Source organism: Flavobacterium sp. (genome assembly GCF_043760115.1).
GTDB lineage: Bacteria > Bacteroidota > Bacteroidia > Flavobacteriales > Flavobacteriaceae > Flavobacterium.
The window spans coordinates 1-25,683 of record NZ_JAYUPK010000047.1; the positions used below are offsets into that span (position 1 = coordinate 1).

The window sequence follows — 25,683 nt, forward strand, 5'->3', positions numbered from 1 at the left end:
AGCATAATCATCTGAAAAGTGAAGGTTAAAAAACTCATCATCTGATCTATCATAGTTTTGAACAGAATTATCTGGTTTTAAAATAGTTCCTTTAGGAAGATATAAAAACAATTCTACACTTTGATTTTTAAATTTATCTTTTAAGTCTGATAAAAAATAATTGTCTAATATTAATTGATTTCCTATAACTTTAAAGTTGTATTTAATTTTCTGAGCTCTGCTTTTAGCTTCTGTAATTGATCTTCCTGAGGTTAGTTTTTCTACTTGAATGTAGGGTAACAACTCATCTGTCTTCATAATTTCAATAGTAACATCGTTAGAATAAAGAACTTCTATGTTATTGTCTTCAACTATTCTGCCATTGTTTCTGTCGTTTACATTTTTAGAATACTCATCATTATTTTTAAATTTTATGTATAATGTATCATTTGGATTTATATTAATAACTTGCTTTTGAATAACTTTTCCTTCAGAGCTAATTTGAGATACTTGATTAATTCCAATTGCAGATAAAATTCCAACAGCAATAATCCAAAGTGCTAGTAAGCTATATTTTGCAACATTACCTATTGATTTTAAATTGGTTACCAATAATTTTAATCCAAGAATTAATAAAAAGAAGAACGGAATTCCGAATGCTAAAAGAAACAAAAGTCCTTGAATCCAAAGTGGTGTATCTAAACTTAAAGGTGTATGAATAAAATTAAAAACAAAGTTGTTAGGCATTGTAGAAGAGAACATTAAAATAATAGATGAAATACAAATTGCAAATAGTGTAATTGATGATACAACAATAATTAATGCTCCAAGAACTTTGGCAAATGCACCAAAAACTGCTATAAATGCATTCCCAATTCTATTACCAGCAGTTTCTGTATTAGAACGAATTTGGTTTCCCATTTTATCATAGTCAACACTTTTAAATTTGTTAGAAATATTGTCAAATTCTTCTCTAACTTTTTTTTCGATGTTAGAAATATTAACTGGTTCTCCTGTCATTTCTAGTTTTTCAGATGTTGTAATTGCTTTTGGCATTATAAACCAAAGTACAAAATAGGCAACAATTCCAGTTCCAAATCCTGCAAAAACAAAGATTAAAAACATAATTTTTATCCAAACAGAATCAATTCCAAAATAATGACCAAGTCCAGTACAAACTCCGGCAACTGTAGCTCTATCTTTATCGCGATACAACTTTCTTTTTCCAGATGATGCAGTAAACGTTTGATTATTTTCTGTAGTTTCATCATCAATTCTGTAATCTTCTGGTTGTCCCATAATGGCTACAACTTCGTCAACATCTTTATTATTTACTACGTGTTTATCGCTTTTTTGTTTTTCTGTAAGCAATTCTGCAACACGCATTTCTATATCTTTCATTATTTCTTCTTTTCCAGAAGAGTTAGAAAGTGAACGTTTTATAGCATCAAAATATTTTGATAATTTTTGGTATGCATCTTCATCTATATGAAAAAATAAACCACCTATATTAATATTTACTGTTTTGTTCATAATTGCTAGTTTTGATTGGTTATTATGTTTACGGCATCAGATAATTCTTTCCAAGTACCATTTAATTCGTTTAAAAATGTTTTTCCTAATTCAGTTAATCCGTAATATTTTCTTGGCGGACCAGATGTGGATTCTTCCCAACGATAATTTAGTAAACCATCGTTTTTTAGTCTTGTTAATAGCGGATAAACTGTTCCTTCTACTACAAGCAATTTAGCGTTTTTTAAGGTGTCTAATATTTCAGATGTGTATGCTTCTTTTTCTTTTAAAACAGATAAGATGCAGAATTCTAAAACACCTTTTCGCATTTGAGCTTTTGTGTTTTCGATGTTCATAATTTTCTTTTAATTTTTTGTATCTGATGATTGGTCAGATGTGATTAAACTTTTCATTTTTTGATTTAATCTGAAATTTATTCAGATTCTTTGATGATTGAAACTCTATTTGATTTATTTAAAAAAAGGTATTGATAACGGATACTTATAGTTTTCACCATTAGACGATTTTACTGCTGCATGTATAATAAGGAAGAATTCCATAGCTTTCATAAAACAAAATATTAATCCAGCTATTATTCCAATCATTACAATTCCAGTGATTTTTGATAAAGGAAAATTGTCAAAATCATAATTATAATTGTTAACTATATCAACGTTATTAAAGACGGCATACAAAATAATTGGTACAGCAATTAATAATAAAAGTAGTGAATATAAAAACATACTTAACTGAAAATTAAGTGTTTGTTTTCCGTTAAAATCAACAAATTCAGATTCATTCTTTTTAGAACTCCAAATTAGTATTGGAAAAATATAATTTCCAAAAGGAATAAAATACTGAGTTAGAGTACTCAAGTGAATAAAAGTTGCGCTGTTTTTTTCGTTTGTTGTCATAATGATTAATTGTTTTGATTTTGATTGTTCTGATGATTAAAACTAATTTTTTACAATACTATAGTAAGACTATTAATTTCTTATACAAAGATACAACCTAAAAAAGGTATTATGCAATACAGAGTACTAATTATTAACATAAAATTAACATTTAAGATTTTAATTAATTGAAGAATAATTAATGTATATTTGCAATAAAATCAATAAATAATGGCATTTACAGCTTCTAAATTAAATACTTTTTTGTTTTTTAAATTACCTTCAGCTTTTATATGTGGTGTTCGAGTAAAAGAAATAAATCAAGATAAATGTGTTGTTTCAGTAAAACACAGATGGATGAATCAAAATCCGTTTAAGTCAATGTATTTTGCAGTACAAGCAATGGCAGCAGAGCTTTCAACTGGTGCTTTAGTTATGTATCAAATAAAAGAAAGTGGTAAAAACATTTCAATGCTTGTAGCAAACAATAAAGGAAATTTTACTAAAAAAGCTACCGGAAGAATTAATTTTACTTGCCTTGACGGATATTTAATTAAAGAAGCTATAGAAAAAACTATTGCTACTAAAGAAGGTCAAACTTTTTGGATGAAATCAGTTGGTGTAAATGAAAAAGGAGAACAAGTATCAGAAATGGATTTTGAATGGAGTGTTAGAATTAAATAAAATTTGGCTTTAACAACTAACTTTTTATACATTTGAAAAAGAAAATATAATTTACAATGAGAAAAAATCTATTTATAATTGCATTACTAATAATTACAACAGTAACTTTTGGACAAAAGAAAGATAAAGTAAAAGGATCGAAAATTGTTACTACTGAAATAAAAAAAATTGAAAATTTTGAGTCGTTAGAAGTCTCAGATGATGTAGAAGTTACCTTAATAAAAGGAACTCAATGCGGCATAGAAATTGAAGCCGATGATAATTTGCACGACGCAATAGAACTAAGTATTACTGGAAGTATATTAAAAATTTATGCGACAAAAAAAGTAATTAGTGCAAAGAAATTTAGTGTAAAAGTTACTTATACAGATAAATTTAAGTCTATTGTTGCAATGAATGATAGTAAAGTAAATGCTTTATCAAATTTTGAATTGGATTCTATAAGAATTAAAAGTACAGATTATGCTAAATTATATTTAACAGCAAAAATCAAGAATTTTAAATTAGAAATGAATGATAAATCTAAAGCCGAATTAAATTTAAAATCAGAAAAAACTAGAATTAATTTAAGCAAAAATGCTTCCTTAAAAGCATTACTATCAACAACTGATTTAGTTTTTGATATGTATCAAAAATCTGAAGCCACAATAGAAGGAGATTCAGATTCAATAAAACTTAGATTAGATAATAATGCAAACTTTGTTGGTAAAAATCTAATTATAAAAAATGCAGAAGTAAAAACAGAAGCATATACTAATGCAAGTATTCAAGTTAAATCTAATATTATAATTGACGCCATAGGAAAATCAGAAATTGAATTGTACGGCGATCAAAAAATTGAGTTAAAACAATTTACAGACAGTGCTGTTTTAAAGAAAAAACCTTTAAAATAAATTTATATAAAAACAGAACAATAAACTTTGAGAAGTTGTTTTTTGTTTTATATTTGCACACGGAAATTTTATTGTTTTCAGGGTATAGCGTAGCCCGGTTATCGCGTCCCGATTGAAAATCGGGAAGAACGTAGATTTCAAATAATGTTACTTTTTGGTTTAGAATATCCTGATTATTGTGTCCCAATTAAAAATTGGGAAGAATTTAAATTTTAAAAATGTTACTTTTCGGGGTGTAGCGTAGCCCGGTTATCGCGCCTGCTTTGGGAGCAGGAGGTCGCAGGTTCGAATCCTGCCACCCCGACAAAAAGCTGAACTTTTACAAGTTCAGCTTTTTTTTATAGAATTATTTTATTTATTTATTGTTTTTTATAATTTGTATAGTAAATTATATTTTAATAAAAAGGTATCTTTGCACCTCAATAAAAATTAAAAAAATGTCTAACACAATAGAAAAAATAAAATGTTTAATAATTGGTTCTGGTCCAGCAGGATATACTGCAGCAATTTATGCAGCTAGAGCTAACATGAATCCAGTTTTATATCAAGGAACTCAACCTGGTGGACAATTAACTACTACAAACGAAGTTGAAAACTGGCCTGGAAATCCAGAAGGAATAACTGGTCCTCAAATGATGGTTGGAATTCAAGAACAAGCACAACGTTTTGGAACTGATGTTCGTGATGGTTGGGCTACGAAAGTAGATTTTTCTCAAGAAATTAAGAAAGTTTGGATTAATGATACTAAAGAAATTCATTGTGAAACTGTAATTATAAGCACAGGTGCTACTGCAAAATATTTAGGATTAGAATCTGAACAACATTATTTAAATACTGGTGGTGGAGTTTCTGCTTGTGCAGTTTGCGACGGATTTTTCTACAGAAATCAAGAGGTTGTAATTGTTGGTGCAGGAGATTCTGCTTGTGAAGAAGCACATTATTTATCTAAATTGTGTACTAAAGTTACCATGCTTGTAAGAAGTGAAAAATTTAGAGCTTCTAAAATTATGGAAGAACGCGTTAAAAAAACTGAAAATATTACCATTCTAATGAACCACGATACTGTTGAAGTTCTTGGTGATGGACAAGTAGTTACTGGTGTGAAAGCTAAAAATAAAACTACTAATGAAGTTTTTGATATTCCAGCAACAGGATTTTTCGTTGCTATTGGTCATAAACCTAACACTGATATATTTAAGGACTATTTAACGCTAGATGAAACTGGATATATCATTAATATTCCTGGAACTTCTAAAACTAATGTTGAAGGTGTATTTGTTGGTGGTGATGCTGCCGATCACGTTTACAGACAAGCAATTACTGCTGCTGGAACTGGTTGCATGGCTGCTTTGGATGCTGAACGATATTTGGCTGCTAAGGAATAATTAATTTATTTTCACACGAATTTCACGAATTTGCACGAATTCATAGAACGCAGATTTCACTAATTATAGAAGCTGTTCCTTTATTGGAATGGCTTTTTTATTTAAAATTTTATCATTTGAAACTGAATTTAGTGTTTAAAGGTTACTAATCAGTTTTGATTACATCACTAAAAAGTTTATTTTAAGTTGCGTTCAGTGAACTTCGTTTAAAATGAAAATAAGAAATGTCCCGATTGTTTCGGGACATTCTTTATTGTAATGGATAGCAGGAAAATAGTTTTATGAAATGCACAAGCCATTCGCTACTGATATTCATCAACATAAATTCTAATAATTTATAAACTTAATTAGTCGTTCATTGAAATTAGAAATTCGTTATTATCTCTAGTTTTTTTAATTTTATCGTTTATGGTGTCCATTGCTTCTACTGGATTCATATCGGCAAGGAATTTTCTTAAAACCCACATTCTTTTTAGTGTGTTTTCGTCTAGTAATAAATCGTCGCGACGTGTACTCGAAGAGGTTAAATCGATGGCTGGGAAAATTCTTCTGTTGGCGATTTTTCTATCCAATTGAAGTTCCATATTTCCTGTTCCTTTAAATTCTTCAAAGATCACTTCGTCCATTTTAGAACCAGTTTCGGTTAATGCTGTTGCGATAATACTTAACGAACCACCATTTTCTACATTTCTTGCTGCTCCGAAAAAACGTTTTGGTTTTTGCAATGCGTTGGCATCTACTCCACCAGAAAGTACTTTTCCTGATGCTGGTTGAACTGTGTTGTATGCTCTTGCTAAACGAGTTATAGAATCTAAAAGTATAACTACATCATGACCACATTCTACCAATCGTTTTGATTTTTCTAATACAATATTAGCAATTTTCACGTGTTCCATTGGTTCACGATCAAAGGTTGAAGCAATTACTTCTCCACGAACACTACGTTGCATATCGGTAACTTCTTCTGGACGTTCGTCTATCAATAAAACTATTAAATAAACTTCTGGATGATTGGCTGCGATGGCATTAGCAATGTCTTTTAATAACATTGTTTTACCGGTTTTTGGTTGTGCCACAATCATTCCACGTTGTCCTTTTCCTATTGGTGAAAATAAATCAATAATTCTTGTTGATGTACTTGCCTGTTTTCCTGCAATATTGAATTTTTCTTGAGGAAATATTGGTGTTAAGTGTTCAAACGAAACTCTGTCGCGGACTACTTGCGGATCGTGTCCATTAATTTTTAAAACTCTTACTAAAGGAAAGAATTTCTCTCCTTCTTTTGGCGGTCGAACTACTCCTTTTACTGTATCTCCAGTTTTTAAACCAAATAATCTAATTTGTGAAGTTGATAAATAAATATCATCTGGCGATGCTAAATAATTATAATCTGACGAACGTAAAAATCCGTAACCATCAGGCATCATTTCTAACACGCCTTCACTTTCTATAATTCCGTCAAACTCGTAATCAGAATCTCTAAAGTTATTGGTTTTTTTATTCTTAAAATTTGGGTTTTGGTTTGGGTTTTGATTGGGATTTCCGTTTCCGTTTCCGTTTTGATTCGGATTTTGGTTTGGATTTTTATGTTTTTGGTTCGGATTCTGATTCGGATTCTGATTTGGGTTTTTAGGTTTTACAACCTCATTTTCTGCATTTTCTTCTTGAGGAGTTTCGTTTACATTTTCCTCATTTACAGTTTCTTTCGCCAATTCTGCATTTTGATTTTCAACTTTTACTGCCTTTATAAATTTTGGCTTTTTCTGAAATTTTTCTGTCTTATTAAAATTTTCTTCAGCAATTTCTTGAATTTCTTCAACTCTTTCAATTAAAGTTTCTGTTGGTTTTACCTCAGAAAATAAATTTTTAGTAGGAGTAATAGCAACTTTATCATCAGCTTTTATTCTTGCTCTTTTTGGTTTATCGTCGGTAATTGTTTCTGCTTTAGTTTCAAAAACTGGAGAAGTTGAAGCTTGTTGACTCAATATTTCTTGAATTAATGCATCTTTTTTTACGCCCTTAAATTTTATAGTTTTAGCCAATTTGGCAATTTCTTGAAGTTCGGTTAACTTCATACCTTTTAATGCAGATATATCAAACATAAATGTTTACAATGATTTAATAATTTCAATAATTTGGAACTTGATACAAAATGTGTAGTGATTTTTTCAATGGAAAAATCCGTGTTTTTGAAGTACTTACGAATTTGTTATGCAATAATACGAATAAATTTCATTCAACCAATAGTTTTTTAAAAAAAGATACTATATTTTTGCTTCACAATAAAGAAAATATGTTACAAAGAATTCAAACTGTTTATTTAATTATTGCTTTCATATTAATGGGAATTCTTCCGTTTGTGTTTCCGCTATGGAAATTAGAAGGAGGAAAAGAGTTCTATTTTATGAGTAAAATGGTTTATCAAATTTTGTTTGGATTAAGTACAACCTTAACATTGTTAAGTATTATATCGTTCAAAAAAAGACAACAACAATTTGTTTACAACAGATTGAATATGATTTTAAATTTAATTTTATTGGGATTATTTGTTTATCGTTCACTAAATGTATCTGGAGAAACTCCTGCAGTTTCAGAGAAAGGTATTGGGATGTTTCTTCCTATCATTTCTATCGTAATGTTAGTTTTGGCCAACAAAGCTATCAAGAGGGATGAAGATCTTGTAAAATCTGTGGACAGATTGAGATAAACCTATAACATTATGTTTATTAGTGCGATGAAAATCCTAGACGAAAGTTTGGGATTTTTTTTAGAAGCCAATCCAGCTTTCCATTACAAGTTTTTTATAAAAATAATAAGTTTTCTACAATTTTTAAAAGAGCTTCCGTTGGTCGCATTTTAAAAATAAGAAAAACTAAATTATTTTTATAAAAAAGCTTTCCATTGCAATCTGGGCTAGTTCAAGTAACATTAATAAATTATATATTAAAAACAGTACGGACAAGTCGCGACTTGTCCCTACAACCCTATCTCAATAATCTCCAAACCTTGAATTTTATCTCCATCAATTTCAAATCGTAACATAGTTCTTATTTGGTGAAAACCGTATATTCCGCAAGCTCCAGGATTCATATGAAGTAAATTTAAAGTCTTATCAAATTGTACTTTTAATATATGAGAATGTCCGCAAATAAAAAGTTTGGGTGGATTTAATTTAATTTCCTCTCTAATCGCTTGATTATATTTTCCAGGATAACCACCAATATGAGTAATCCAAACATCTACACCTTCGCACATAAATCTATTGTTTAAAGGAAATTCCATTCTAGCTTTATCATCATCTATATTTCCATAAACAGCTCGCAAAGGTTTTAACTTTTTCAGCTCATCGGTAACTTTTAAATCTCCAATGTCGCCTGCATGCCAAACTTCGTCTGCTTGATTTACATATTTTATAATAGTTTCGTCTATATGACTGTGCGTGTCAGAAAGTAAAAGTATTTTTTTCATTTATGATGAATTTGTTTCAGTATCGGTTTTGCCACAAAGGCGCTAAGTCGCAAAGTTTTTTTGAAAATAATTATACAAATTTTAATTAATTTTTAAATTTGTTAAATTGTAAAACTTCATTTTATTTTTAATAAACGCAAAGTTAATTATTTAGGAAAACTTTACGTTTCTAATCAATTAAAATCTTCGTAAATTTGCATTTGAAATAGTACATAACTAAACTCGCAACCTTAAACTCGAAAAACGAAATCAATAAATTTTGAGATATTTCATAGAATTTGCATACAAAGGCACAAATTATCACGGATGGCAATATCAGCCAAACGCAATTTCTGTACAAGAAACTTTAACCAAAGCACTTACTACAATTTTAAAAACTACGATTGAACTTGTTGGCGCAGGACGAACAGATACAGGTGTTCACGCCAAACAAATGTTTGCTCACTTTGATTATGATGCAGTTATAGATTCCAATTTTTTAATTCATAAACTCAATTCATTTTTACCAAAAGACATTGCTGTCCTTGCTTTTCATAAAGTTAATGACGATGCTCATGCAAGATTTGATGCAAAAAAACGAATTTATCAATACTATATTCATACTAAAAAAGATGCTTTTGAAAACAATAATTCATTGTATTATAACACAAATTTGAACATCGATTTAATGAATAAAGCTTGCGAAATTTTATTTGAATATACTGATTTTGAGTGTTTTTCTAAAGTAAATACCGATGTAAACACCTTTAATTGTACCATTTACGAAGCTAATTGGACTCAAGTTAATGATAAAATAATTTTTACAATTTCAGCTGACCGATTTTTAAGAAATATGGTTCGCGCTATTGTTGGAACAATGATATATATAGGATTAGAAAAAGTATCTTTGCAACAATTTAAAGAAATTATTGAAAGTAAAGATCGGAATAAAGCAGGATTTTCTGTTCCTGCTCACGGATTGTATTTGACGAAAGTCGAATATGAATACATTAATAAAAAACTCAAGAGATTAACTTAGAAATCTAAACAGATTGCTTCGTGCCTCGCAATGACTATGAAAGCAAAAGCATTTGACACTCGTTTGTTTAAACGAATTTTAAAATATACCAAACCATACCAAAATAGATTTAATGGTGTAATTCTTTTTGCAATAACATTATCAGTTTTTGCTGCTTTAAGACCTTATTTACTGAAACTTACGGTAGATATTTATATGAAACCTAAAGACGAAAACGGATTATTATTCTACGTTTCGTTGATGGGAATTGTACTAATTTTTGAAGGACTATCACAATTTTATTTTGTGTATTGGGCAAACTGGTTAGGACAAGATATTGTAAAAGATATTCGAACTAAACTGTTCAAACACATGTTGAGTTTTAGAATGAAATACTACGATAATGCTCCAGTTGGACAACTAGTTACTCGTTCAGTTTCTGATATTGAGCAAATTGCAAGAATTTTTAGTCAAGGACTTTTTATGATTATTAGTGATTTACTAAAAATGGTTGTAGTGCTTATTTTTATGTTTTATATGAATTGGAAACTCACTTGGATTGTAATTGCTGCCATGCCAATATTAGTTTTTATTACTAGAATTTTTCAGAAAAAAATGCAAGTTGCTTTTGAAGAAGTAAGAAATCAAGTTGCCAATTTAAACACTTTTGTGCAAGAACGAGTAACTGGAATGAAAATTGTGCAACTTTTTAATCGTGAACAAATTGAATATGAAAAGTTTAAAGAAATAAATCAAAAACATAATGTTGCTTGGATAAAAACCATTCTTTACAACTCTATTTTCTTTCCAATTGCCGATATTATTTCATCATTAACATTAGGATTTGTTGTGCTTTATGGTGGTTTTCATATTTTAGATGGAGATAAATTTACAACCTTTGGAGATTTATTTTCTTATACAATGTTTATCGGAATGTTGTTCAATCCACTTCGTCAAATTGCAGATAAATTCAATGAAATGCAAATGGGAATGATTGCTGCCAATAGAGTTTTTGATATTATTGATACCCAAAATGAAGTACAAAAAGATGGAGAAATTGAAGCCAAACATTTTGAAGGAAACATAAAATTTGATAACGTACGTTTCAGTTATATAGAAAATGAAGAAGTTTTAAAAGGCATTTCATTAGAAGTAAATTCTGGCGAAACCATTGCAATTGTTGGTGCAACTGGCGCAGGAAAATCTACAATTATAAATTTATTAAATCGTTTTTACGAAATTAATTCAGGTGAAATTTACATCGATAATCAAAATATAAATCAGTTTACCTTAGAAAGTCTGCGTAAGCAAATAGCAATTGTTCTTCAAGATGTTTTTCTGTTTGCCGATACAATTTTCAATAACATTACATTAAACAATCCTGAAATTTCTAGAGAAACTGTACTAAATGCTTCCAAAAAAATTGGAGTTCATGAATTTATTATGAGTTTGCCTGACGGTTATGACTATAATGTAAAAGAACGTGGCGTAATGTTATCATCTGGACAGCGACAATTAATTGCATTTTTGAGAGCTTATGTTAGTAATCCTAGCATTTTAATTCTTGACGAAGCAACCTCATCTATAGATACTTACAGCGAAGAGTTGATTCAAAACGCAACTGAAACTATTACTAAAGACAGAACTTCAATTGTAATTGCACACAGATTGGCAACTATTATAAATGCAGACAAAATTATTGTAATGGATAAAGGAATTATAGTAGAATCTGGAACGCACAACCAATTAGTGAATAAAGAAGATGGTTATTATAAAAATTTATATGATTCGCAATTTTCTGTAGCAATTTAATTTGTTTTTTAATTTATGACATTCGAAGAAATAAAATTTAAAGTTGATACATTCCATAATAATGGTCAAACCATCAATGCATTTTATTGGCTTTTAAAACATTATGAATTAAAAAATGAAAATTTAAAAGAAATCACTTTTCGTGAAATAGCAAATCCTGAATTTATTCTTCTCACAACCGAAGGCAATTTTGGCGAAGAACAAATTATTAGAATACCCGAAAATATTTTTCAATTTCCGTTAGCATTAATTATCACAATGATAGTTCATGAGTTAATTCATGTAGATCAAAAATCTATAAAACCTTATGTTTTAGATAAAAACGAACGTGAATGGCAAGCGTATTATGAGATGATTTTTCATAAAAAATATCCAAATGTACCTGAAATTTCAACTTATCATAAAAAGTTCTTTGCCAATAAAGGTTTAGAATATTATAACCGAATGGAAAAAAACTCAGAAATTCAATTAAAATATGCAAGCCAAAAAAAGGAAATGGATGATTTTATTTTAAGTTTAGAATAAGACAAATATTACGCAACAAACTTTAAAATAATTTAGAATTTATACTTATTTTTGCTAACCAATTATAGAAAGTTAATTTTAAAATTAATTTTATATAATTTCATTCTAAAAATTTAAGATTATTATGAAATACGATATTATAGTTTTAGGTTCTGGTCCTGGTGGATATGTAACCGCAATTCGTGCCTCGCAATTAGGATTTAAAGTTGCTGTTATCGAGAAAGAAAGTCTTGGTGGCGTTTGTTTAAATTGGGGTTGTATTCCAACAAAAGCATTATTAAAATCGGCACAGGTTTTTGATTATTTAAAACACGCTGCCGACTATGGATTGACTGTAACAGCATTTGATAAAGATTTTAATGCAGTAGTAAATCGTTCAAGAAATATTGCTGGCGATATGAGTAAAGGTGTTCAATTTTTAATGAAAAAAAATAAAATTGATGTTATTGATGGTTTTGGGAAATTAAAATCCGGTAAAAAAATAGACGTTACTGATAAAGATAAAAAAGTTACAGAATACAGTGCAGATCATATAATTATTGCAACTGGTGCACGTTCTCGCGAATTGCCAAATCTTCCTCAAGATGGTGTAAAAGTTATTGGTTACAGACAAGCAATGACATTACCAAAACAACCAAAATCTATGATTATTGTTGGTTCTGGTGCAATTGGAGTTGAGTTTGCACATTTCTATAATGCAATGGGAACAGAAGTAACTCTTGTAGAATTTATGCCAAATATTGTTCCTGTTGAAGATGAAGATATCTCTAAACAAATGGAACGTTCTATGAAAAAAGCTGGTGTTAAAATTATGACATCATCATCAGTAGAAAAAATTGATACTTCTGGAAATGGAGTAAAAGCAACTGTAAAAACAGCTAAAGGAGAAGAAATTCTTGAAGCAGAAATTTTATTATCTGCAGTTGGAATTAAAACAAACATCGAAAATATTGGTCTAGAAGAAGTTGGAATTGCAGTTGACAAAGATAAAATTCTTGTAAATGCTTATTCTCAAACTAACATTCCAGGATATTATGCCATTGGCGATGTTACGCCAGGTCAAGCATTGGCACATGTTGCTTCTGCAGAAGGAATTAATTGTGTTGAAAAAATTGCAGGATTGCACGTAGATCCAATTGATTACGGAAACGTTCCAGGTTGTACATATGCAAGTCCAGAAATAGCTTCTGTTGGATTGACAGAAAAACAAGCAAAAGAAAAAGGATACGAATTAAAAATTGGAAAATTCCCTTTCTCAGCATCTGGAAAAGCAAAAGCATCTGGAACACCAGACGGATTTGTAAAAGTAATATTTGACGCCAAATATGGCGAATGGTTAGGTTGTCACATGATTGGTGCTGGAGTTACAGATATGATTGCAGAAGCAATTGTAGCAAGAAAATTAGAAACTACTGGACATGAAATTTTAAAATCTATTCATCCTCATCCAACAATGAGCGAAGCAGTTATGGAAGCTGTTGCCGATGCTTATGGAGAAGTGATTCATTTGTAAATTATCAATAAAAATTTAATAACTCTTTAATAAACCAAAAAATCCGATTTGAAAATATCAAATCGGATTTTTTTTATAAATTTAATTTCTATTCTGGAAAATTTACTTTTATTCTATAAGTTCTAAGCAAACTTAAAAAACGCTCTTCTTTAAAATATTTTCTATAAACATCTTCTTCATTTATAATTCTATTAAAACTTTCTGAGTTCATACCAAATACAAAAGCCAATTGTAAATTTTTATAAAATTCATTTTCATTATTTAACTCAGAATATATTTCCGCTAAAGTACCACATGCAATTGCACTTTTAGGATTTAACTCTAAACATTTATAAATAAAATAAAAAGCCTTATCATAGTTTTTTAGTAAACGATAAGTATTTCCTACTGAATTATAACCAGAATGAAAATCTGGATAAAAATCTATCAATTTTAATTGATATTGCAAGGCAACGTCAAACTCTAGCATTTCAGAATATATACTTCCTAAAATTGTTAAAGAACCAAAATGTTTAATATTTTTTGATAAAATCTCCTCAAAAATTTTTACTGCTTCATTAGTTTTTTTAACGCCGTTTAAACTACGACCTATATTAAATTTGTATCCTAAATTTTCATTATTTAATTTACTTGCGTATTTTCCAAATTTAAGTGCTTCTTTAAAATCTCCTAATGTATTATGAATGTACGCTAATAATCCATATGCTTCGTGTGAATTTGGATTTAATTCAATAGCTTTAGTTAGTTTATTAATTTTAATTGCATTATCAGATATATTTTTAGACTCTTCAATCAATAACTCAGATTCTCTTAGTGAATTAAATCTAAAAATTTCCTCAATTGATAAATCTTCTTTTGTTAATTCTTCAAAAAGCGTTAAATAATCTTCTTCAATAGGTACTACTTGATTAGTAGAAACATCTTTTTCTGATATAGTATTAATTTTAAACTTTTCCTCTTCTTCTAATTCTCTATCTGAATGAATAACAAATACTTTTTCAATTAATTTTTCATCTTGATTTATTGTTGCTAATGCTTTTCTAATTATTGCAATCTCTTTATGCTTTTCATCAGGATTGGGATAATAAGGTATTCTGGTTAGAACAAAATATATTTTGGGTAGTTTACCCAATAAATTATTTTCGTTATTCATCAAACTTTTAATTATTCTCGCAGTTCCTGTAATATTCTCTTCATTATTTGCAGCTAAAGTAACAACGCTATCTGCCAGTAAAGTCATAGCAATTCCAGATATATCTGTTATACCTGTTCTTGAATCTATTAATATAAAATCTGGATTCAAATCCTTTTTTATTAATTCTTTAAGGTGTAATAATAAGTTTATTCCATTATTTTCATCTGAATAAAACAAATCTTTCCAATTAATAGAGGACAAGTTTTTCCAATATTCATTACTGTAAATATTTCCTGCTGGTATTAATTTTATAGAACCATTTAAAGTGCCTAAATAGTTTACCTCAGTTACATATTCATCAATACTTTTTGGAATGAAGCTTTTATTTTGAAAATCAGAAATATATTCCACAATTCCTTTATTAACTTCTAATTGATTAATATGTTTATTGAATTTAAGATGCAATCCTGGTGCTTCTAAATCAAAATCAATAATACAAACCTTTTTTCCTAAGTCAGCCAATCGCATCGCAATATTTGACAAAGTTAATGATCTACCAACTCCACCTTTGTATGAATAAAAAGTTATTGTTTTCATCTATTTATGCACACATTAATACAGTTGTGCCTCTGTTTCTTATTTTACTTTGAATTTCACTTGAATTAATTCCTTGGGGAATTAAAAAATCCGATGCCGTAAAATGGCTTTTTTTATTAAAATTAAATGTTGCGTCAACACCAACATCGAGGCATACTACTATTTCCTGCAAACGTTTTAAACTAATATTCGAATAATTTTCCGATTCGTATTTTTGCACTTGTTGCTCGCTGGTTTTGAGTAAATCTGCAAATTGTTTTTGATTATATCCTTTTGCAATTCTACTTTCAATAATACCATAACTCAAGTCTTCAAAACCTCTAGAAACATTTGTAATTATTCCTTTTTTTAATCCTTCATACATTTTGATTTCTTCTTCAAAAATATCGATTTGGCTTTGTATGGAATTGACTTGAAGTTTTAATAATAATGGATTTTTAGATTTAATCGATTCGTTTATCACTTTTAAAGCATTTTGAAATTTTTTTAAATTATTCTTTGTAACGCTGTATTGTTTTTCATTTTTTATCATAATTCAAATTTTTAGTCCAATTATACCTTTTGCATTACCGTCTCTATCTTGCTGAAAAAAATCAATAAAGGTTTTATCTGGATGTTCAGCGATAATTTCTGCTGGAAAAAACTCGCAACCAAATTTATCTTTTTGAAGTTTTCTACCTGGGCTAAAATCCCATAAAACTGGTTCAATTTCAATTAATAAATCTAAATTAACATTATCTGTTTCCCAACAAACATCAATATCTCCGGGTATTTCTTTTGAAGTTGAAAAACTACCATCTAAATATATTGTTTTGCAACCAGCACTTTTTAAACATAAAATTGCTTTTTCAAGACCTACTATTAACTCAGCTCTTTTATCAGAGAAGCAAAGTTTTTCTTTAATTTCCTCTACAGTACTCCAATGAATACCAACAGGTAAAGTTCCGTTATTTAGAAAATTTGGAATCAAACAATTATTTTATTGTGTTTTTGTATACACAAATATATAAATGTGTTTATAATAAACAATATAAAATCAATTTTTTAACATAATTTGTTTAATAATTTCACTTTTACAGAATTCGTAAAACAATTTTAACATTTGTTTAATTTCATAATAATCTAATTTTCAGAACTTTGTAAAACCCTAAAAGCTACATAGTAATTTAAACAAACTTGTTATGAAAAGAAAATTCTTACTTCTTTTTGCAATTGCGTCTATGAATTCTTTTGCAATAAACTATTATGTTAGTCCAAACGGTAACGATGAAAACGATGGATTGACAATAACAACTTCCTTTCAAACTATAGAAAGAGCAACCTACGCCGTTTCGCCTGGCGATAACGTTTTTATTAGAAACGGAATTTATACCAAAACCTATCCAGAAAGTCTCATCGCCTATTTAACCATTTCTGGAACTGCTGGAAATCCAATAACTTTTAGAAATTATCCAGGTGAAACACCAATTTTACAAATGAACAGTACTAATTGGGCAGGAATTAGCATCAATGGAAATGATTATATTATTATTGATGGCTTAACAATTATAGGAAATAACGACAATATAACTTTGGTCTATGCGCAAGAACAACAATTAAACATTGGTAATCCTGCAACCTCTGGAAGTGGTATTGCAATTAATACAGAATACAATAATGAAACCAATAAACCGCATCACAATATTGTTAGAAATTGTAGAATATCAAAATGTGGTGGTGGCGGAATTTATACTTACAATGCCGATTACACGACAATTGAAAACAATATAATCTCCGAATGTGGTTGGTATGCACCATACGGAAATAGCGGAATTTCATTGTATCAATGTTGGAATTCTGATTCGTTTAACGAAATTAAAAATTTTATTACAGGAAATACATGTTTTAGAAACGAAAATTATATTCCGTTTTATGTTGTAGGTTCAATTACTGATGGAAACGGAATAATTATTGATGATGGAAGAAACACTCAAAACAATTCAACTTTAGGAATTTATAACGGAATAACTTATGTAGCCAACAATTTAGTTTTTGATAATGGTGCAAGAGGAATTCATTGTTTTGAAAGTGATAATGTTATAGTTATAAATAATACTTCGTATCAAAATTGTCAATCTTCATCAACTCAAGAAGGAGAATTAACAGCTTTTAGCGCATCTAACATAACATTTCTAAACAATATTGTAGCGCCATCAAATGGTATTCCACCTATTTTTGCTTATGCTCAAACTACATCCAATATTTCATCGCAATATAATTTAATTACCAATAATAATAATTTATCAAATCCTGTTGGAACAAACAATATTGTTGGAAATGCCAATTTTGTTAACGCTTCTGCAAATTTTACTCTCGCCGATTTTCATATTCTATCTTCGAGTTTGGCAATTAATTCAGGCACAACTACCAATGCACCTTTGCTTGATAAAGACGGAAATGTAAGATTAACAAATGGTTTTATTGACATTGGATGTTATGAATTTCAAAGTCAACTATCAATAAATGAAATAGAAAATCCAAAAATAAAAGTGTTTCCAAATCCTGTTTCTGATTTTTTATTTATCCAAAATCATCAAACTTATGACAAAATTAAAATTACAAACAGTCTAGGACAAGTTGTTTATTCTGAAAATAATTCTACTAACAAAATTGATTTTTCTAATTTTCAAAGTGGCATTTATTTTCTGAAATTGGATAATTCAACATTTAAAATCATAAAAAAATAATTTAAAACTATCAAGTAAATTAAGTTATTTGAGACTTAATGACCTTAATTTTCTTAATGGTTAAAAAAAAACTAATGGTTTAAAAAAACACTAATGGTTTAATTCAATTTTAAAACCTAAAATTATGAAAAACTACCTATTATTTATAATCTTATTTTTCTCTTTGCACAGTTTTGCGCAAGTCAACTGGAAAAATGTTTCCACACTCGGAATGGGTTATGTAGACGGAATTATAATAAATCCAACCACAAATACAAAATATGTTCGAACCGATGTTGGTGGCGTTTTTAAATTTGACAACACCAACCAAAAATGGATTAATCTTTTTGACAATATGCTAACCATAAATCAAAGAGATATTTCAAGCGTAGAAAGTTTCGCAATTGACAAATCAACTTCTGGAACCAATCAAGTTATTTATGCCTTGACTGGAAACTACGGTTTTCAATCGTATATGCTAAAATCTACCAACGATGGTCAAACTTGGTCGGTAAATCAAGGATGGAATTCAGCAATACAAGTTTTTGGAAACGGTGATTGGCGTTGCGCTGGCGAACGAATTGCAGTTGACCCAAACAATTCTAACGTAGTGTATTGTGGTACAAGATTGGCAGGATTATTTAAAACAACCGATGCCGCAACTACTTGGAATAATGTAACTTCGTTCACACAACTAGGCGGAAATGGTGGTTTGCCAGTTGCTGGCGGCATTAGTTTTGTGGTTTTTGACCCAACTTCTACTCTACTCGTCAATTCGCAAACGGTTTCTAAAAATATTTATATCGGATTGATTGATGGTGGCATTTATCGTAGTAACGATGGCGGAATTTCGTGGTGCTTTTTAGCCAATGGTTTCAATATCAATTTATACAATCCAGTTCGTGCCATTTTTTCTAATAATAAATTAATTGTTGCTACAATGCAAGATGGCGATGGTTATAACGATGGCGAAATTTGGCAATTTGTTCCAAATAATAACGATTGTAGTGGAACTTGGACTAATAAAACTCCTGGAATTACCAACAATTATGGTTGTCCTTATTTTGGAAAATATATGTACAATGCGATTTCAGTTCGTCCTAATTTTCCGAATACGGTTTATGTTGCCATTCGTGGAACAATGCCCAGAAAAATATTTTATACAGAAAATTTTGATGCCGAATTTCCTAATTGGAAAATTTTAACCAACGAAGGTAATTCTGGTTATCAAAGTTGTTTGGATAAATACCAAGCGTCGACATTTACATTTCCAGTAAGTTGGGTAAATACCGAAGGTTATGATTGGGTTGGTGATATTGCATTTGATGCCAATGACAATAAAAAATTATGGATGACTAGCGGAAATGGTGTACTGAAAATTGAAGATATTAACACAAATCCAGCTCAAATTTCTTCTCAAAATGTGATGAAAGATTTAGAAATTCTTTGCGTAAACAGTATGATGTCGCCACCAATACCAAATACAACGCCACTTTTTGCGAATGTTATGGATATTTTGGCTCTCAAGTACACCAATCTCGATAACGGAAGTGTCGCAAAATTAGATCCAACTTTCGGACTTGGAGCATCAATTTCGATGGATTATAGTTTTCAAAACCCTAATACAATGGCGTTTATTGGACAAGATTATAACAATCCTACAACCATAAATCGATTTTTAAAAACTAATGATGGTGGAACAACTTGGCAACCGTTTTGGACAACACCAAACTCTTGTAATGATGCACCTTGGGGTGGAAATATTGCAATTTCATCAACAAATCCTAATACTTTTGTTTGGATTCCGAATAATAAAAGTACGATTTCTGGTTGTCTAAATCCTGTGAAAAATTTTCCAAGATTTACCACAAACGGTGGCACAAATTGGACTACTTGCAACAATATAAATTTTACTGATGGTAGTTTTGGATTTTCATTTAATTCTACTTTTTCTATCGGAAAATTATTAGAAAGTGATAAAGTAAACGGTTCAAAATTTTATTTTTATGCAATGGAAGGCAACACTTTTTTGACCAAATTATGGAGAACAACTGATAGCGGAGCAAACTGGACAGCAATGAGTACAGCGGTTTTACCAATTACTGGCGAAGGAAAATTAAAAGCCAATCCGTTTATAGAAAATGATATTTGGTTTGCACCTTTCAATATTTATATTTTACAAAATGATCCAACACCAGATTTGCGAAAACTTTGGCATTCCACTGATGGCGGAACAACTTGGACGACACTCGCTACGATTGATGAAGTATATGCGTTTGGTTTTGGAAAAAAAGAAACTGGTAGAAGTTTTGCATCTTTAATTGTATATGGAAAAATTGGTTCGGTTGAAAGTATTTTTATTTCATATGATTTGGGTTTAACTTTTACAGATTTAGGAACTTTAAATATTCCAGAAGGAATTATTACCAATATTGAAGGTGATATGAAAGTTAGTAACAGAATATATATTTCCACAGGTTGTCGTGGTGGTTGGTATGGCGATGTTTCTCAAAATTTAGGAATTAAAGAAAATAAAAATGATACAATTGTTATTTATCCTAATCCAACTTCAAGTGAATTTACTTTTCAAACTTCTGAGAATATAAATTTTGAAAACACTTATTTAGCCATTTTTGATTTGTTGGGCAGAAAAATTCAAGGTCAAAAATTAGACTCAAATTCTGAAAAAGTAAATGTATCTAACTTAAATTCTGGAACTTATTTAGTCATCGTAATTTCTGAATTTAATAGGTATTCAACAAAACTCATAATAAAATAAAATTTAAATTCTTAAAATTTAAAATCAATCTTAATACATTTTAAGGTTGATTTTTTTTTATAAATTTTAAGTCAATTATGTAAGTTTTACTATAAAAAGTATAACATCAATAACCTACAATTTTAGAATTTTATGTTTTAAAATTAATAGTATGAAAACTGAAAAAAAATCTGAAAAAAAATCTGATGATCCTTGTTGGAAAGACTATGAAAAAATTGGTATGAAAACTAAAGATGGTAAAAAAGTTCCTAATTGTGTTCCTAAAAAATCTAAATAAATTATAAATGAAAAATATTTCAATTATCTCATCAAGCATTAGAACAGATAGAAAAAGTCATAACGTTGCTTTGTATCTTCAAAATTATTTATCTGAAAATAAACTGGCAAACGCTGAAATTTTAGATTTAAAACAATACAATTTTCCATTATTTGAAGAACGTTTTAAAAACTTAGAAAAACCATCAAAAGCAATTGTAGAATTTGCAGAAAAAATAAAATCATCTGATGCAATAATTATAGTAACACCAGAATATAATGGAAGTTTGCCAGCAAGTTTAAAAAACGTAATTGATTTATTGTATGAAGAATGGAGTGGAAAACCAATTGGACTTTCAACCGTTTCTAGCGGAATTTTTGGAGGAAATCAATGTTTAACTCATTTACAATTTATACTTTGGAAAATGAAAGCAATGGTTATTCAAGCCAATTTTCCTGTGCCAAGTGTTGAAAAAACTTTTGACGATAAAGGAAATCCACTTAATAAAGAGTTAACAAATAAACTAGCAGATTTATTTTTAATAGAAATTATTAAAAATATAAAGTAAGTTATATTGCTGATATTTATCTATTTAACAAAAAAAAATGTTAAAGTGGAAATAATATAAAATACACTTTTTATTGTATAATTTTTTGAAAATTAATTTATACAATTTTACAACATCAAAATAAAACAAATTATTAGCAATGGAAAATCAAACAAATTTAAAGAATCAAGAAGGAATTGATAAAGTAATACAACTAGCAAAAGAAATTGATATTTGTCTTTTTAGTACTAACATAAAAGTTGATCAAGGCGAATCTACTAGACCGATGAGTACACAAGATGCAGATGAAAATGGAAATTTATGGTTTTTTAGCGATAAAAATAGTATCAAAAATAAGGAAATTGAAAGCGATGCAACAGTAAGATTGTATTATTCGCATCCAAGTAAAAGCAGTTATATGGTTTTAAATGGTGAGGCAGAAATAGTATTTGACAAGCAAAAAGTTGATGAAATTTGGACACCATTAGTTAAAACTTGGTTTAAAGATGGTAAAGATGATCCAAATATTTCATTGATAAAAGTAACACCGAAAAATGCCTATTATTGGGATGTTGAAGGAAATCAAATGATAAACTTCTTCAAAATGCTTGCTTCTGTTGCAACAGGAACGACACTTGTTGATGCAAAAGAAGGAACAATAAAATTATAATAAATCAAACTTAAATAAAAATTAAAATGGAAAACGAAAAAACAATTTCAGTATTAAACAATCTTATTCAAATCAATAACGATAGAATTGAAGGTTACAAAACAGCATCTGACGAAACTAAAGAAGCAGATTTAAAAGCATTATTTTCACAATTTCAAGCTACAAGTTTGGTTATCAATTCTGAATTAAGAAGCGAAGTTACAAGTCTTGGCGGAACACCAACAGAAGATACAAGAATTACTGGAAAGTTTTTTAGAGTTTGGATGGATGTAAAAGCTGCGTTGACAGGAAACGATAGAAAAACAATTTTAGAAAGTTGTGAATATGGAGAGGATGTTGCTAAGAAAACTTATGAAGACACACTTGAAAATGATATTGAAAACCTTTCTACAGAACAACAAACAATGTTAAAAGACCAACATTCGTCACTTGTTGCAGACCACAATAGAGTTAAATCTATGGTTGAAGCAAATGCATAAATCTAGTTAATAATTTGTAACGCTTTTGTCAAGAGAAGATGATGCACACCAACAAAATTGGTCCTAACTGAAGCGTTATACTATTATTTATAAAAAATCTGTTTAGATAATTCTAAACAGATTTTTTTTATTTAAATTCCTTTCAATTCTTGAATTAAAACATCTATATCTTCTCTAGAATTATAATGACTAAAAGATATTCTTAAACTTGGTTTCAATAAATCTTCTTCTTGAAGCATTTCTGCAAGTACGTGTGAAGGTTTTGGACTACCACTTTGGCAAGCACTACCACGAGAAACTGCAATGCCTTTCATGTCTAAATTAAACAAAATCATAGCTGTTTTTTCTGGAGAAAATGGCAATAAAATATTTAGAATATTATAAAATGTATTCTCGCCATTAATTTTAATTTCTGGAAAATTTAAAAGCAATTGTTCTTTGCAATAGTTTTTAATATCTAGTATATAATTTCGTTCTTCATTTAAATTATGATATGATAATTCTAACGCTTTTGCCATTCCAACAACTTGATGAACTGCTTCTGTACCAGCACGAAGTCCTTTTTCTTGTTCGCCACCAAATAGCATTGGTTGCAAAATAATTCCTTTTTTTACAAAGGCAAATCCTGCACCTTTTGGTCCGTGAAATTTATGCGCACTTGCAACAATAAAATCTACATTAGTTTCTGCTAAATTAAATTCTGTTTTTCCTATAGATTGTACAGTATCGCAATGAAATAAAGCATTGTGTTGATGGCAAAGTCTACCAGTTTTTTCTAAATCTAAAATGCAACCAGTTTCATTATTAACGTGCATTAATGTTACCAAAGTTTTTACATCTGACGAAAGTAAATGAACTAAATTGGTTAAATCAACATCGCCATTTGGAAGAATTTTTACATAATCTACATCAATACCGAATTCTCTTTGCAGATTTTGAACTGTATATAAAGTTGCATGATGTTCTACTTTACTTGTAATAATTCGTTTAACACCCAAATCTTTAACTGAATTTCTTAAAATCCAATTACTAGCTTCGGTTGCATTTGTGGTAAATATAATTTCTTGAGCAACGCAATTTAAAATTTTGGCTATCGATTTTCTTGAGGTTTCTAATGCCGATTTCGCACTTCTGCCATAACTGTGCGTTGATGATGGATTTCCAAAATCTTCTTGCATTATGGTTATCATTTCTGCAATGACTTCCTTTCTAATTGGAGTTGTTGCAGCATTATCTAAATATATCTTTTTCATACTAAAATTTGAAGATACAAATTTAAAGATTTAATATTCTATTATTTTACATTTTGCTTAAAATAAACTTCGGTTGCACCCAATCCATATTTTTGATAATTGGCATCTTGAAAAATAATGTTATCATAACGTCCAAGCATAAAATCTAGTTCAGCTTTTAAAACTCCTTCGCCAACTCCATGAATAAAAACTATCTTTGGAATTCTATTTTTTATGGCAAATTCTATATGTCTTTTTGCAGTTTCAGATTGTAACGTTAAGATGTCATAATTGGTCATTCCACCTTTAGATTTTACCAATTTTTCTATGTGTAAATCAAATTCTGGAACTGGTCTTTCTGTTGCATCTGACTTAAATTTGGGAGCATTATTATTTTTTTTAGGAAAAATATCAACGTTTTTTTGAGCTAAACCATTTATTTTAATAAAATTATTTAATTCATTGGTAGTGTTAGTTTTAATCAACTCGTTGACTTTAAATGTCATCGAGAATCCATCAGTAGTTTCTACAGTAACTTCATCATTTTTTACGCTTACCACTACTCCATCAATTGCTTCATCAAGAGCAGAAACTTTGTCATTAACTTTAAAGTATTCCATCTTTATCTTCTGGTTTTTTACTTGGTACTTTACTCATTAATTTCATCATACCAAACATAAAAATTGCAATTGTAATTAGTACAATATATATATTTGGTACAGGCTTAGAATACTCATAAAAGCAAAAGAAAATTGAAATTGCCATTATTGGAAGAAGAAACTTTTTCATAATTATTTTAAAATTCAAATGTAGAAAACTTTATTTAGTTTATCATAAATACAAAAATTATTTGTAAAATTGTAATGAAATTAATTTGAAATGGAAGACTATATGTTGCCTTGTATGTTCAAACAATTGTTTGGATTGGATTGTATAGGATGCGGAATTCAACGTTCGATTGCTTTACTTTTTAAAGGCAATTTTGTAGATGCGTTTTATATGTTTCCTTCAATATATACCACTATTTTATTATTCCTTTTTATAACATTACACATTTTAGATAAAAAACATGCTTATCATAAAATTGTAATTTCACTTGCTATTTTAAATGCTATTGTTATGATAATTGCTTATGTTTACAAATTAAAAACTCTTTTTAACTTCTAATTAAATTTTATGGAAAATCAAAAATTACCTAATGCAACAGCAGTATTAATTCTGGGCATTTTATCTATTTTAACTTGTTGGTGTTACGGAATTATTGGCGTTATTCTTGGAATTTTAGCTCTTGTTTTAGCTAAAAAAGATATAACAACTTATAGGTTATCGCCAGAAAAATTTGACAATTATCAAACGCTAAATGTTGGTAAAATACTTGGAATAATTGGCTTAATACTAAGTGTGTTAACAATTATATTTTTCGTTTGGTTTATATCAATTGTTGGTCTAGAAAATATGCAAAATCAAGAACTTGCTAGAGAAAAAATAATGGACTATTTTGGAAAATAAATAAATCTAAAAACGCAAAAAACCGTCTAACTTTAAAACTAGACGGTTTTTTTATGCTTAAAAACTAAATTATCTTGGAAAATTTGATGCAAAAAATGCTACAAAAGCTATAA

Annotated in this window: 27 protein-coding genes and 1 tRNA gene; 17 read left to right on the forward strand and 11 right to left on the reverse strand. The window is 29.1% G+C overall.

The features are described 5' to 3' along the window. The 3 genes from ACH2BC_RS04155 to ACH2BC_RS04165 form a co-directional block, all read right to left on the reverse strand. The coding region (locus tag ACH2BC_RS04155; RefSeq protein WP_395052726.1) for a PspC domain-containing protein at positions 1-1,512 on the reverse strand (1,512 nt) is incomplete at its 3' end. A 5-nt stretch (positions 1,513-1,517) separates the two neighbouring features. Next, on the reverse strand, positions 1,518-1,847 hold the full coding sequence (locus ACH2BC_RS04160; protein ID WP_395052727.1) for a PadR family transcriptional regulator: 330 nt from the start codon (positions 1,845-1,847) through the stop codon (positions 1,518-1,520). Positions 1,848-1,961: 114 nt separating this feature from the next. Beyond that, entirely contained in the window at positions 1,962-2,408 is a 447-nt protein-coding gene (locus ACH2BC_RS04165; protein ID WP_395052752.1) for a DUF4870 domain-containing protein, read from the reverse strand. Between the two features lie 207 nt (positions 2,409-2,615). Here ACH2BC_RS04165 and ACH2BC_RS04170 point away from each other — a divergent pair, with 207 nt between their 5' ends. The 4 genes from ACH2BC_RS04170 to trxB all read left to right on the forward strand — a co-directional run bounded on the left by ACH2BC_RS04170 (position 2,616) and on the right by trxB (position 5,346). After that, on the forward strand, positions 2,616-3,068 hold the full coding sequence (locus tag ACH2BC_RS04170; RefSeq protein ID WP_395052728.1) for a DUF4442 domain-containing protein: 453 nt from the start codon (positions 2,616-2,618) through the stop codon (positions 3,066-3,068). A 56-nt stretch (positions 3,069-3,124) separates the two neighbouring features. Then, positions 3,125-3,961, forward strand: coding sequence for a GIN domain-containing protein (locus ACH2BC_RS04175; protein ID WP_395052729.1), 837 nt, complete (start codon positions 3,125-3,127; stop codon positions 3,959-3,961). Between the two features lie 229 nt (positions 3,962-4,190). Continuing rightward, positions 4,191-4,265, forward strand: a tRNA-Pro gene (locus ACH2BC_RS04180). A gap of 133 nt (positions 4,266-4,398) precedes the next feature. Next, complete coding sequence (gene trxB, locus ACH2BC_RS04185; protein WP_395052730.1) at positions 4,399-5,346, forward strand: thioredoxin-disulfide reductase; 948 nt, start codon at positions 4,399-4,401, stop codon at positions 5,344-5,346. Between the two features lie 347 nt (positions 5,347-5,693). Here the strand turns inward: trxB and rho are convergent, their stop codons facing one another. Then, positions 5,694-7,448 carry a transcription termination factor Rho gene (gene rho, locus ACH2BC_RS04190; protein WP_395052731.1) on the reverse strand — a complete coding sequence of 585 codons (1,755 nt, stop codon included), beginning with the start codon at positions 7,446-7,448 and terminating at the stop codon, positions 5,694-5,696. Positions 7,449-7,639: 191 nt separating this feature from the next. On the opposite strand from rho, the gene ACH2BC_RS04195 reads away from it, so the two are divergent. Further along, positions 7,640-8,053: a DUF4293 domain-containing protein gene (locus ACH2BC_RS04195; protein ID WP_395052732.1), complete on the forward strand. Its 414-nt coding sequence runs from the start codon at positions 7,640-7,642 to the stop codon at positions 8,051-8,053. Between the two features lie 269 nt (positions 8,054-8,322). Here the strand turns inward: ACH2BC_RS04195 and ACH2BC_RS04200 are convergent, their stop codons facing one another. Beyond that, entirely contained in the window at positions 8,323-8,814 is a 492-nt protein-coding gene (locus ACH2BC_RS04200; protein WP_395052733.1) for a metallophosphoesterase family protein, read from the reverse strand. Positions 8,815-9,073: 259 nt separating this feature from the next. Between ACH2BC_RS04200 and truA the strand changes: the two genes are divergently transcribed. From truA to lpdA, 4 genes are all read left to right on the forward strand, one after another. Next, the gene (gene truA, locus ACH2BC_RS04205) at positions 9,074-9,832 is read left to right on the forward strand and encodes a tRNA pseudouridine(38-40) synthase TruA (protein WP_395052734.1); all 759 of its coding nucleotides are present in this window, start codon (positions 9,074-9,076) and stop codon (positions 9,830-9,832) included. Between the two features lie 36 nt (positions 9,833-9,868). After that, positions 9,869-11,623, forward strand: coding sequence for an ABC transporter ATP-binding protein (locus ACH2BC_RS04210; RefSeq protein ID WP_395052735.1), 1,755 nt, complete (start codon positions 9,869-9,871; stop codon positions 11,621-11,623). A 15-nt stretch (positions 11,624-11,638) separates the two neighbouring features. Continuing rightward, on the forward strand, positions 11,639-12,148 hold the full coding sequence (locus tag ACH2BC_RS04215; protein ID WP_395052736.1) for a hypothetical protein: 510 nt from the start codon (positions 11,639-11,641) through the stop codon (positions 12,146-12,148). A gap of 124 nt (positions 12,149-12,272) precedes the next feature. Continuing rightward, positions 12,273-13,661 carry a dihydrolipoyl dehydrogenase gene (lpdA, locus tag ACH2BC_RS04220; protein WP_395052737.1) on the forward strand — a complete coding sequence of 463 codons (1,389 nt, stop codon included), beginning with the start codon at positions 12,273-12,275 and terminating at the stop codon, positions 13,659-13,661. 88 nt (positions 13,662-13,749) lie between these two features. On the opposite strand, the gene ACH2BC_RS04225 is transcribed toward lpdA, so the two are convergent. From ACH2BC_RS04225 to ACH2BC_RS04235, 3 genes are read right to left on the reverse strand one after another with little or no spacing between them, the layout of a single operon-like run. Then, positions 13,750-15,393 carry a KGGVGR-motif variant AAA ATPase gene (locus ACH2BC_RS04225; protein WP_395052738.1) on the reverse strand — a complete coding sequence of 548 codons (1,644 nt, stop codon included), beginning with the start codon at positions 15,391-15,393 and terminating at the stop codon, positions 13,750-13,752. Between the two features lie 4 nt (positions 15,394-15,397). Continuing rightward, complete coding sequence (locus tag ACH2BC_RS04230; protein ID WP_395052739.1) at positions 15,398-15,925, reverse strand: helix-turn-helix domain-containing protein; 528 nt, start codon at positions 15,923-15,925, stop codon at positions 15,398-15,400. Positions 15,926-15,928: 3 nt separating this feature from the next. Then, positions 15,929-16,363: a DUF6932 family protein gene (locus ACH2BC_RS04235; protein WP_395052740.1), complete on the reverse strand. Its 435-nt coding sequence runs from the start codon at positions 16,361-16,363 to the stop codon at positions 15,929-15,931. Positions 16,364-16,574: 211 nt separating this feature from the next. Here ACH2BC_RS04235 and ACH2BC_RS04240 point away from each other — a divergent pair, with 211 nt between their 5' ends. The 6 genes from ACH2BC_RS04240 to ACH2BC_RS04265 all read left to right on the forward strand — a co-directional run bounded on the left by ACH2BC_RS04240 (position 16,575) and on the right by ACH2BC_RS04265 (position 22,829). After that, on the forward strand, positions 16,575-18,119 hold the full coding sequence (locus tag ACH2BC_RS04240; protein ID WP_395052741.1) for a T9SS type A sorting domain-containing protein: 1,545 nt from the start codon (positions 16,575-16,577) through the stop codon (positions 18,117-18,119). A gap of 124 nt (positions 18,120-18,243) precedes the next feature. Continuing rightward, entirely contained in the window at positions 18,244-20,877 is a 2,634-nt protein-coding gene (locus tag ACH2BC_RS04245; protein ID WP_395052742.1) for a T9SS type A sorting domain-containing protein, read from the forward strand. A gap of 151 nt (positions 20,878-21,028) precedes the next feature. Then, positions 21,029-21,154: a hypothetical protein gene (locus ACH2BC_RS04250; RefSeq protein WP_395052743.1), complete on the forward strand. Its 126-nt coding sequence runs from the start codon at positions 21,029-21,031 to the stop codon at positions 21,152-21,154. A 7-nt stretch (positions 21,155-21,161) separates the two neighbouring features. Beyond that, positions 21,162-21,701, forward strand: coding sequence for an NADPH-dependent FMN reductase (locus tag ACH2BC_RS04255; protein WP_395052744.1), 540 nt, complete (start codon positions 21,162-21,164; stop codon positions 21,699-21,701). 139 nt (positions 21,702-21,840) lie between these two features. Beyond that, positions 21,841-22,350: a pyridoxamine 5'-phosphate oxidase family protein gene (locus ACH2BC_RS04260; RefSeq protein ID WP_395052745.1), complete on the forward strand. Its 510-nt coding sequence runs from the start codon at positions 21,841-21,843 to the stop codon at positions 22,348-22,350. A 26-nt stretch (positions 22,351-22,376) separates the two neighbouring features. Continuing rightward, a complete protein-coding gene (locus ACH2BC_RS04265; RefSeq protein WP_395052746.1) occupies positions 22,377-22,829 on the forward strand; it encodes a PA2169 family four-helix-bundle protein in 453 nt (150 codons plus the stop codon). A gap of 131 nt (positions 22,830-22,960) precedes the next feature. On the opposite strand, the gene ACH2BC_RS04270 is transcribed toward ACH2BC_RS04265, so the two are convergent. The 3 genes from ACH2BC_RS04270 to ACH2BC_RS04280 are packed head-to-tail and all read right to left on the reverse strand — an operon-like array spanning position 22,961 to position 24,850. Continuing rightward, the gene (locus ACH2BC_RS04270) at positions 22,961-24,082 is read right to left on the reverse strand and encodes a cysteine desulfurase family protein (protein ID WP_395052747.1); all 1,122 of its coding nucleotides are present in this window, start codon (positions 24,080-24,082) and stop codon (positions 22,961-22,963) included. A gap of 41 nt (positions 24,083-24,123) precedes the next feature. Beyond that, positions 24,124-24,681 (reverse strand): Smr/MutS family protein, encoded by a 558-nt coding sequence (locus ACH2BC_RS04275; RefSeq protein ID WP_395052748.1) that lies wholly within the window; start codon positions 24,679-24,681, stop codon positions 24,124-24,126. Next, entirely contained in the window at positions 24,668-24,850 is a 183-nt protein-coding gene (locus ACH2BC_RS04280; protein ID WP_395052749.1) for a hypothetical protein, read from the reverse strand. The genes ACH2BC_RS04275 and ACH2BC_RS04280 overlap by 14 nt, the downstream gene beginning before the upstream one ends. Positions 24,851-24,940: 90 nt before the next feature. Here ACH2BC_RS04280 and ACH2BC_RS04285 point away from each other — a divergent pair, with 90 nt between their 5' ends. Beyond that, positions 24,941-25,228 carry a DUF2752 domain-containing protein gene (locus tag ACH2BC_RS04285; RefSeq protein ID WP_395052750.1) on the forward strand — a complete coding sequence of 96 codons (288 nt, stop codon included), beginning with the start codon at positions 24,941-24,943 and terminating at the stop codon, positions 25,226-25,228. 9 nt (positions 25,229-25,237) lie between these two features. Then, the gene (locus ACH2BC_RS04290) at positions 25,238-25,570 is read left to right on the forward strand and encodes a CCC motif membrane protein (protein ID WP_395052751.1); all 333 of its coding nucleotides are present in this window, start codon (positions 25,238-25,240) and stop codon (positions 25,568-25,570) included. The last annotated feature ends 113 nt before the right edge of the window (positions 25,571-25,683 follow it).

Coding starts and splice junctions, on each gene's coding strand:
- ACH2BC_RS04270 (WP_395052747.1), bottom strand. CDS start 24,082: ATGAAAAAGATATATTTAGATAATGCTGCAACAACTCCAATTAGAAAG.
- ACH2BC_RS04175 (WP_395052729.1), top strand. CDS start 3,125: ATGAGAAAAAATCTATTTATAATTGCATTACTAATAATTACAACAGTA.
- ACH2BC_RS04255 (WP_395052744.1), top strand. CDS start 21,162: ATGAAAAATATTTCAATTATCTCATCAAGCATTAGAACAGATAGAAAA.
- ACH2BC_RS04245 (WP_395052742.1), top strand. CDS start 18,244: ATGAAAAACTACCTATTATTTATAATCTTATTTTTCTCTTTGCACAGT.
- ACH2BC_RS04250 (WP_395052743.1), top strand. CDS start 21,029: ATGAAAACTGAAAAAAAATCTGAAAAAAAATCTGATGATCCTTGTTGG.
- ACH2BC_RS04170 (WP_395052728.1), top strand. CDS start 2,616: ATGGCATTTACAGCTTCTAAATTAAATACTTTTTTGTTTTTTAAATTA.
- ACH2BC_RS04275 (WP_395052748.1), bottom strand. CDS start 24,681: ATGGAATACTTTAAAGTTAATGACAAAGTTTCTGCTCTTGATGAAGCA.
- ACH2BC_RS04215 (WP_395052736.1), top strand. CDS start 11,639: ATGACATTCGAAGAAATAAAATTTAAAGTTGATACATTCCATAATAAT.
- ACH2BC_RS04290 (WP_395052751.1), top strand. CDS start 25,238: ATGGAAAATCAAAAATTACCTAATGCAACAGCAGTATTAATTCTGGGC.
- ACH2BC_RS04200 (WP_395052733.1), bottom strand. CDS start 8,814: ATGAAAAAAATACTTTTACTTTCTGACACGCACAGTCATATAGACGAA.
- ACH2BC_RS04230 (WP_395052739.1), bottom strand. CDS start 15,925: ATGATAAAAAATGAAAAACAATACAGCGTTACAAAGAATAATTTAAAA.
- ACH2BC_RS04265 (WP_395052746.1), top strand. CDS start 22,377: ATGGAAAACGAAAAAACAATTTCAGTATTAAACAATCTTATTCAAATC.
- ACH2BC_RS04285 (WP_395052750.1), top strand. CDS start 24,941: ATGGAAGACTATATGTTGCCTTGTATGTTCAAACAATTGTTTGGATTG.
- ACH2BC_RS04280 (WP_395052749.1), bottom strand. CDS start 24,850: ATGAAAAAGTTTCTTCTTCCAATAATGGCAATTTCAATTTTCTTTTGC.
- lpdA (WP_395052737.1), top strand. CDS start 12,273: ATGAAATACGATATTATAGTTTTAGGTTCTGGTCCTGGTGGATATGTA.
- ACH2BC_RS04160 (WP_395052727.1), bottom strand. CDS start 1,847: ATGAACATCGAAAACACAAAAGCTCAAATGCGAAAAGGTGTTTTAGAA.
- rho (WP_395052731.1), bottom strand. CDS start 7,448: ATGTTTGATATATCTGCATTAAAAGGTATGAAGTTAACCGAACTTCAA.
- trxB (WP_395052730.1), top strand. CDS start 4,399: ATGTCTAACACAATAGAAAAAATAAAATGTTTAATAATTGGTTCTGGT.
- ACH2BC_RS04195 (WP_395052732.1), top strand. CDS start 7,640: ATGTTACAAAGAATTCAAACTGTTTATTTAATTATTGCTTTCATATTA.
- ACH2BC_RS04240 (WP_395052741.1), top strand. CDS start 16,575: ATGAAAAGAAAATTCTTACTTCTTTTTGCAATTGCGTCTATGAATTCT.
- ACH2BC_RS04260 (WP_395052745.1), top strand. CDS start 21,841: ATGGAAAATCAAACAAATTTAAAGAATCAAGAAGGAATTGATAAAGTA.
- ACH2BC_RS04225 (WP_395052738.1), bottom strand. CDS start 15,393: ATGAAAACAATAACTTTTTATTCATACAAAGGTGGAGTTGGTAGATCA.
- ACH2BC_RS04210 (WP_395052735.1), top strand. CDS start 9,869: ATGAAAGCAAAAGCATTTGACACTCGTTTGTTTAAACGAATTTTAAAA.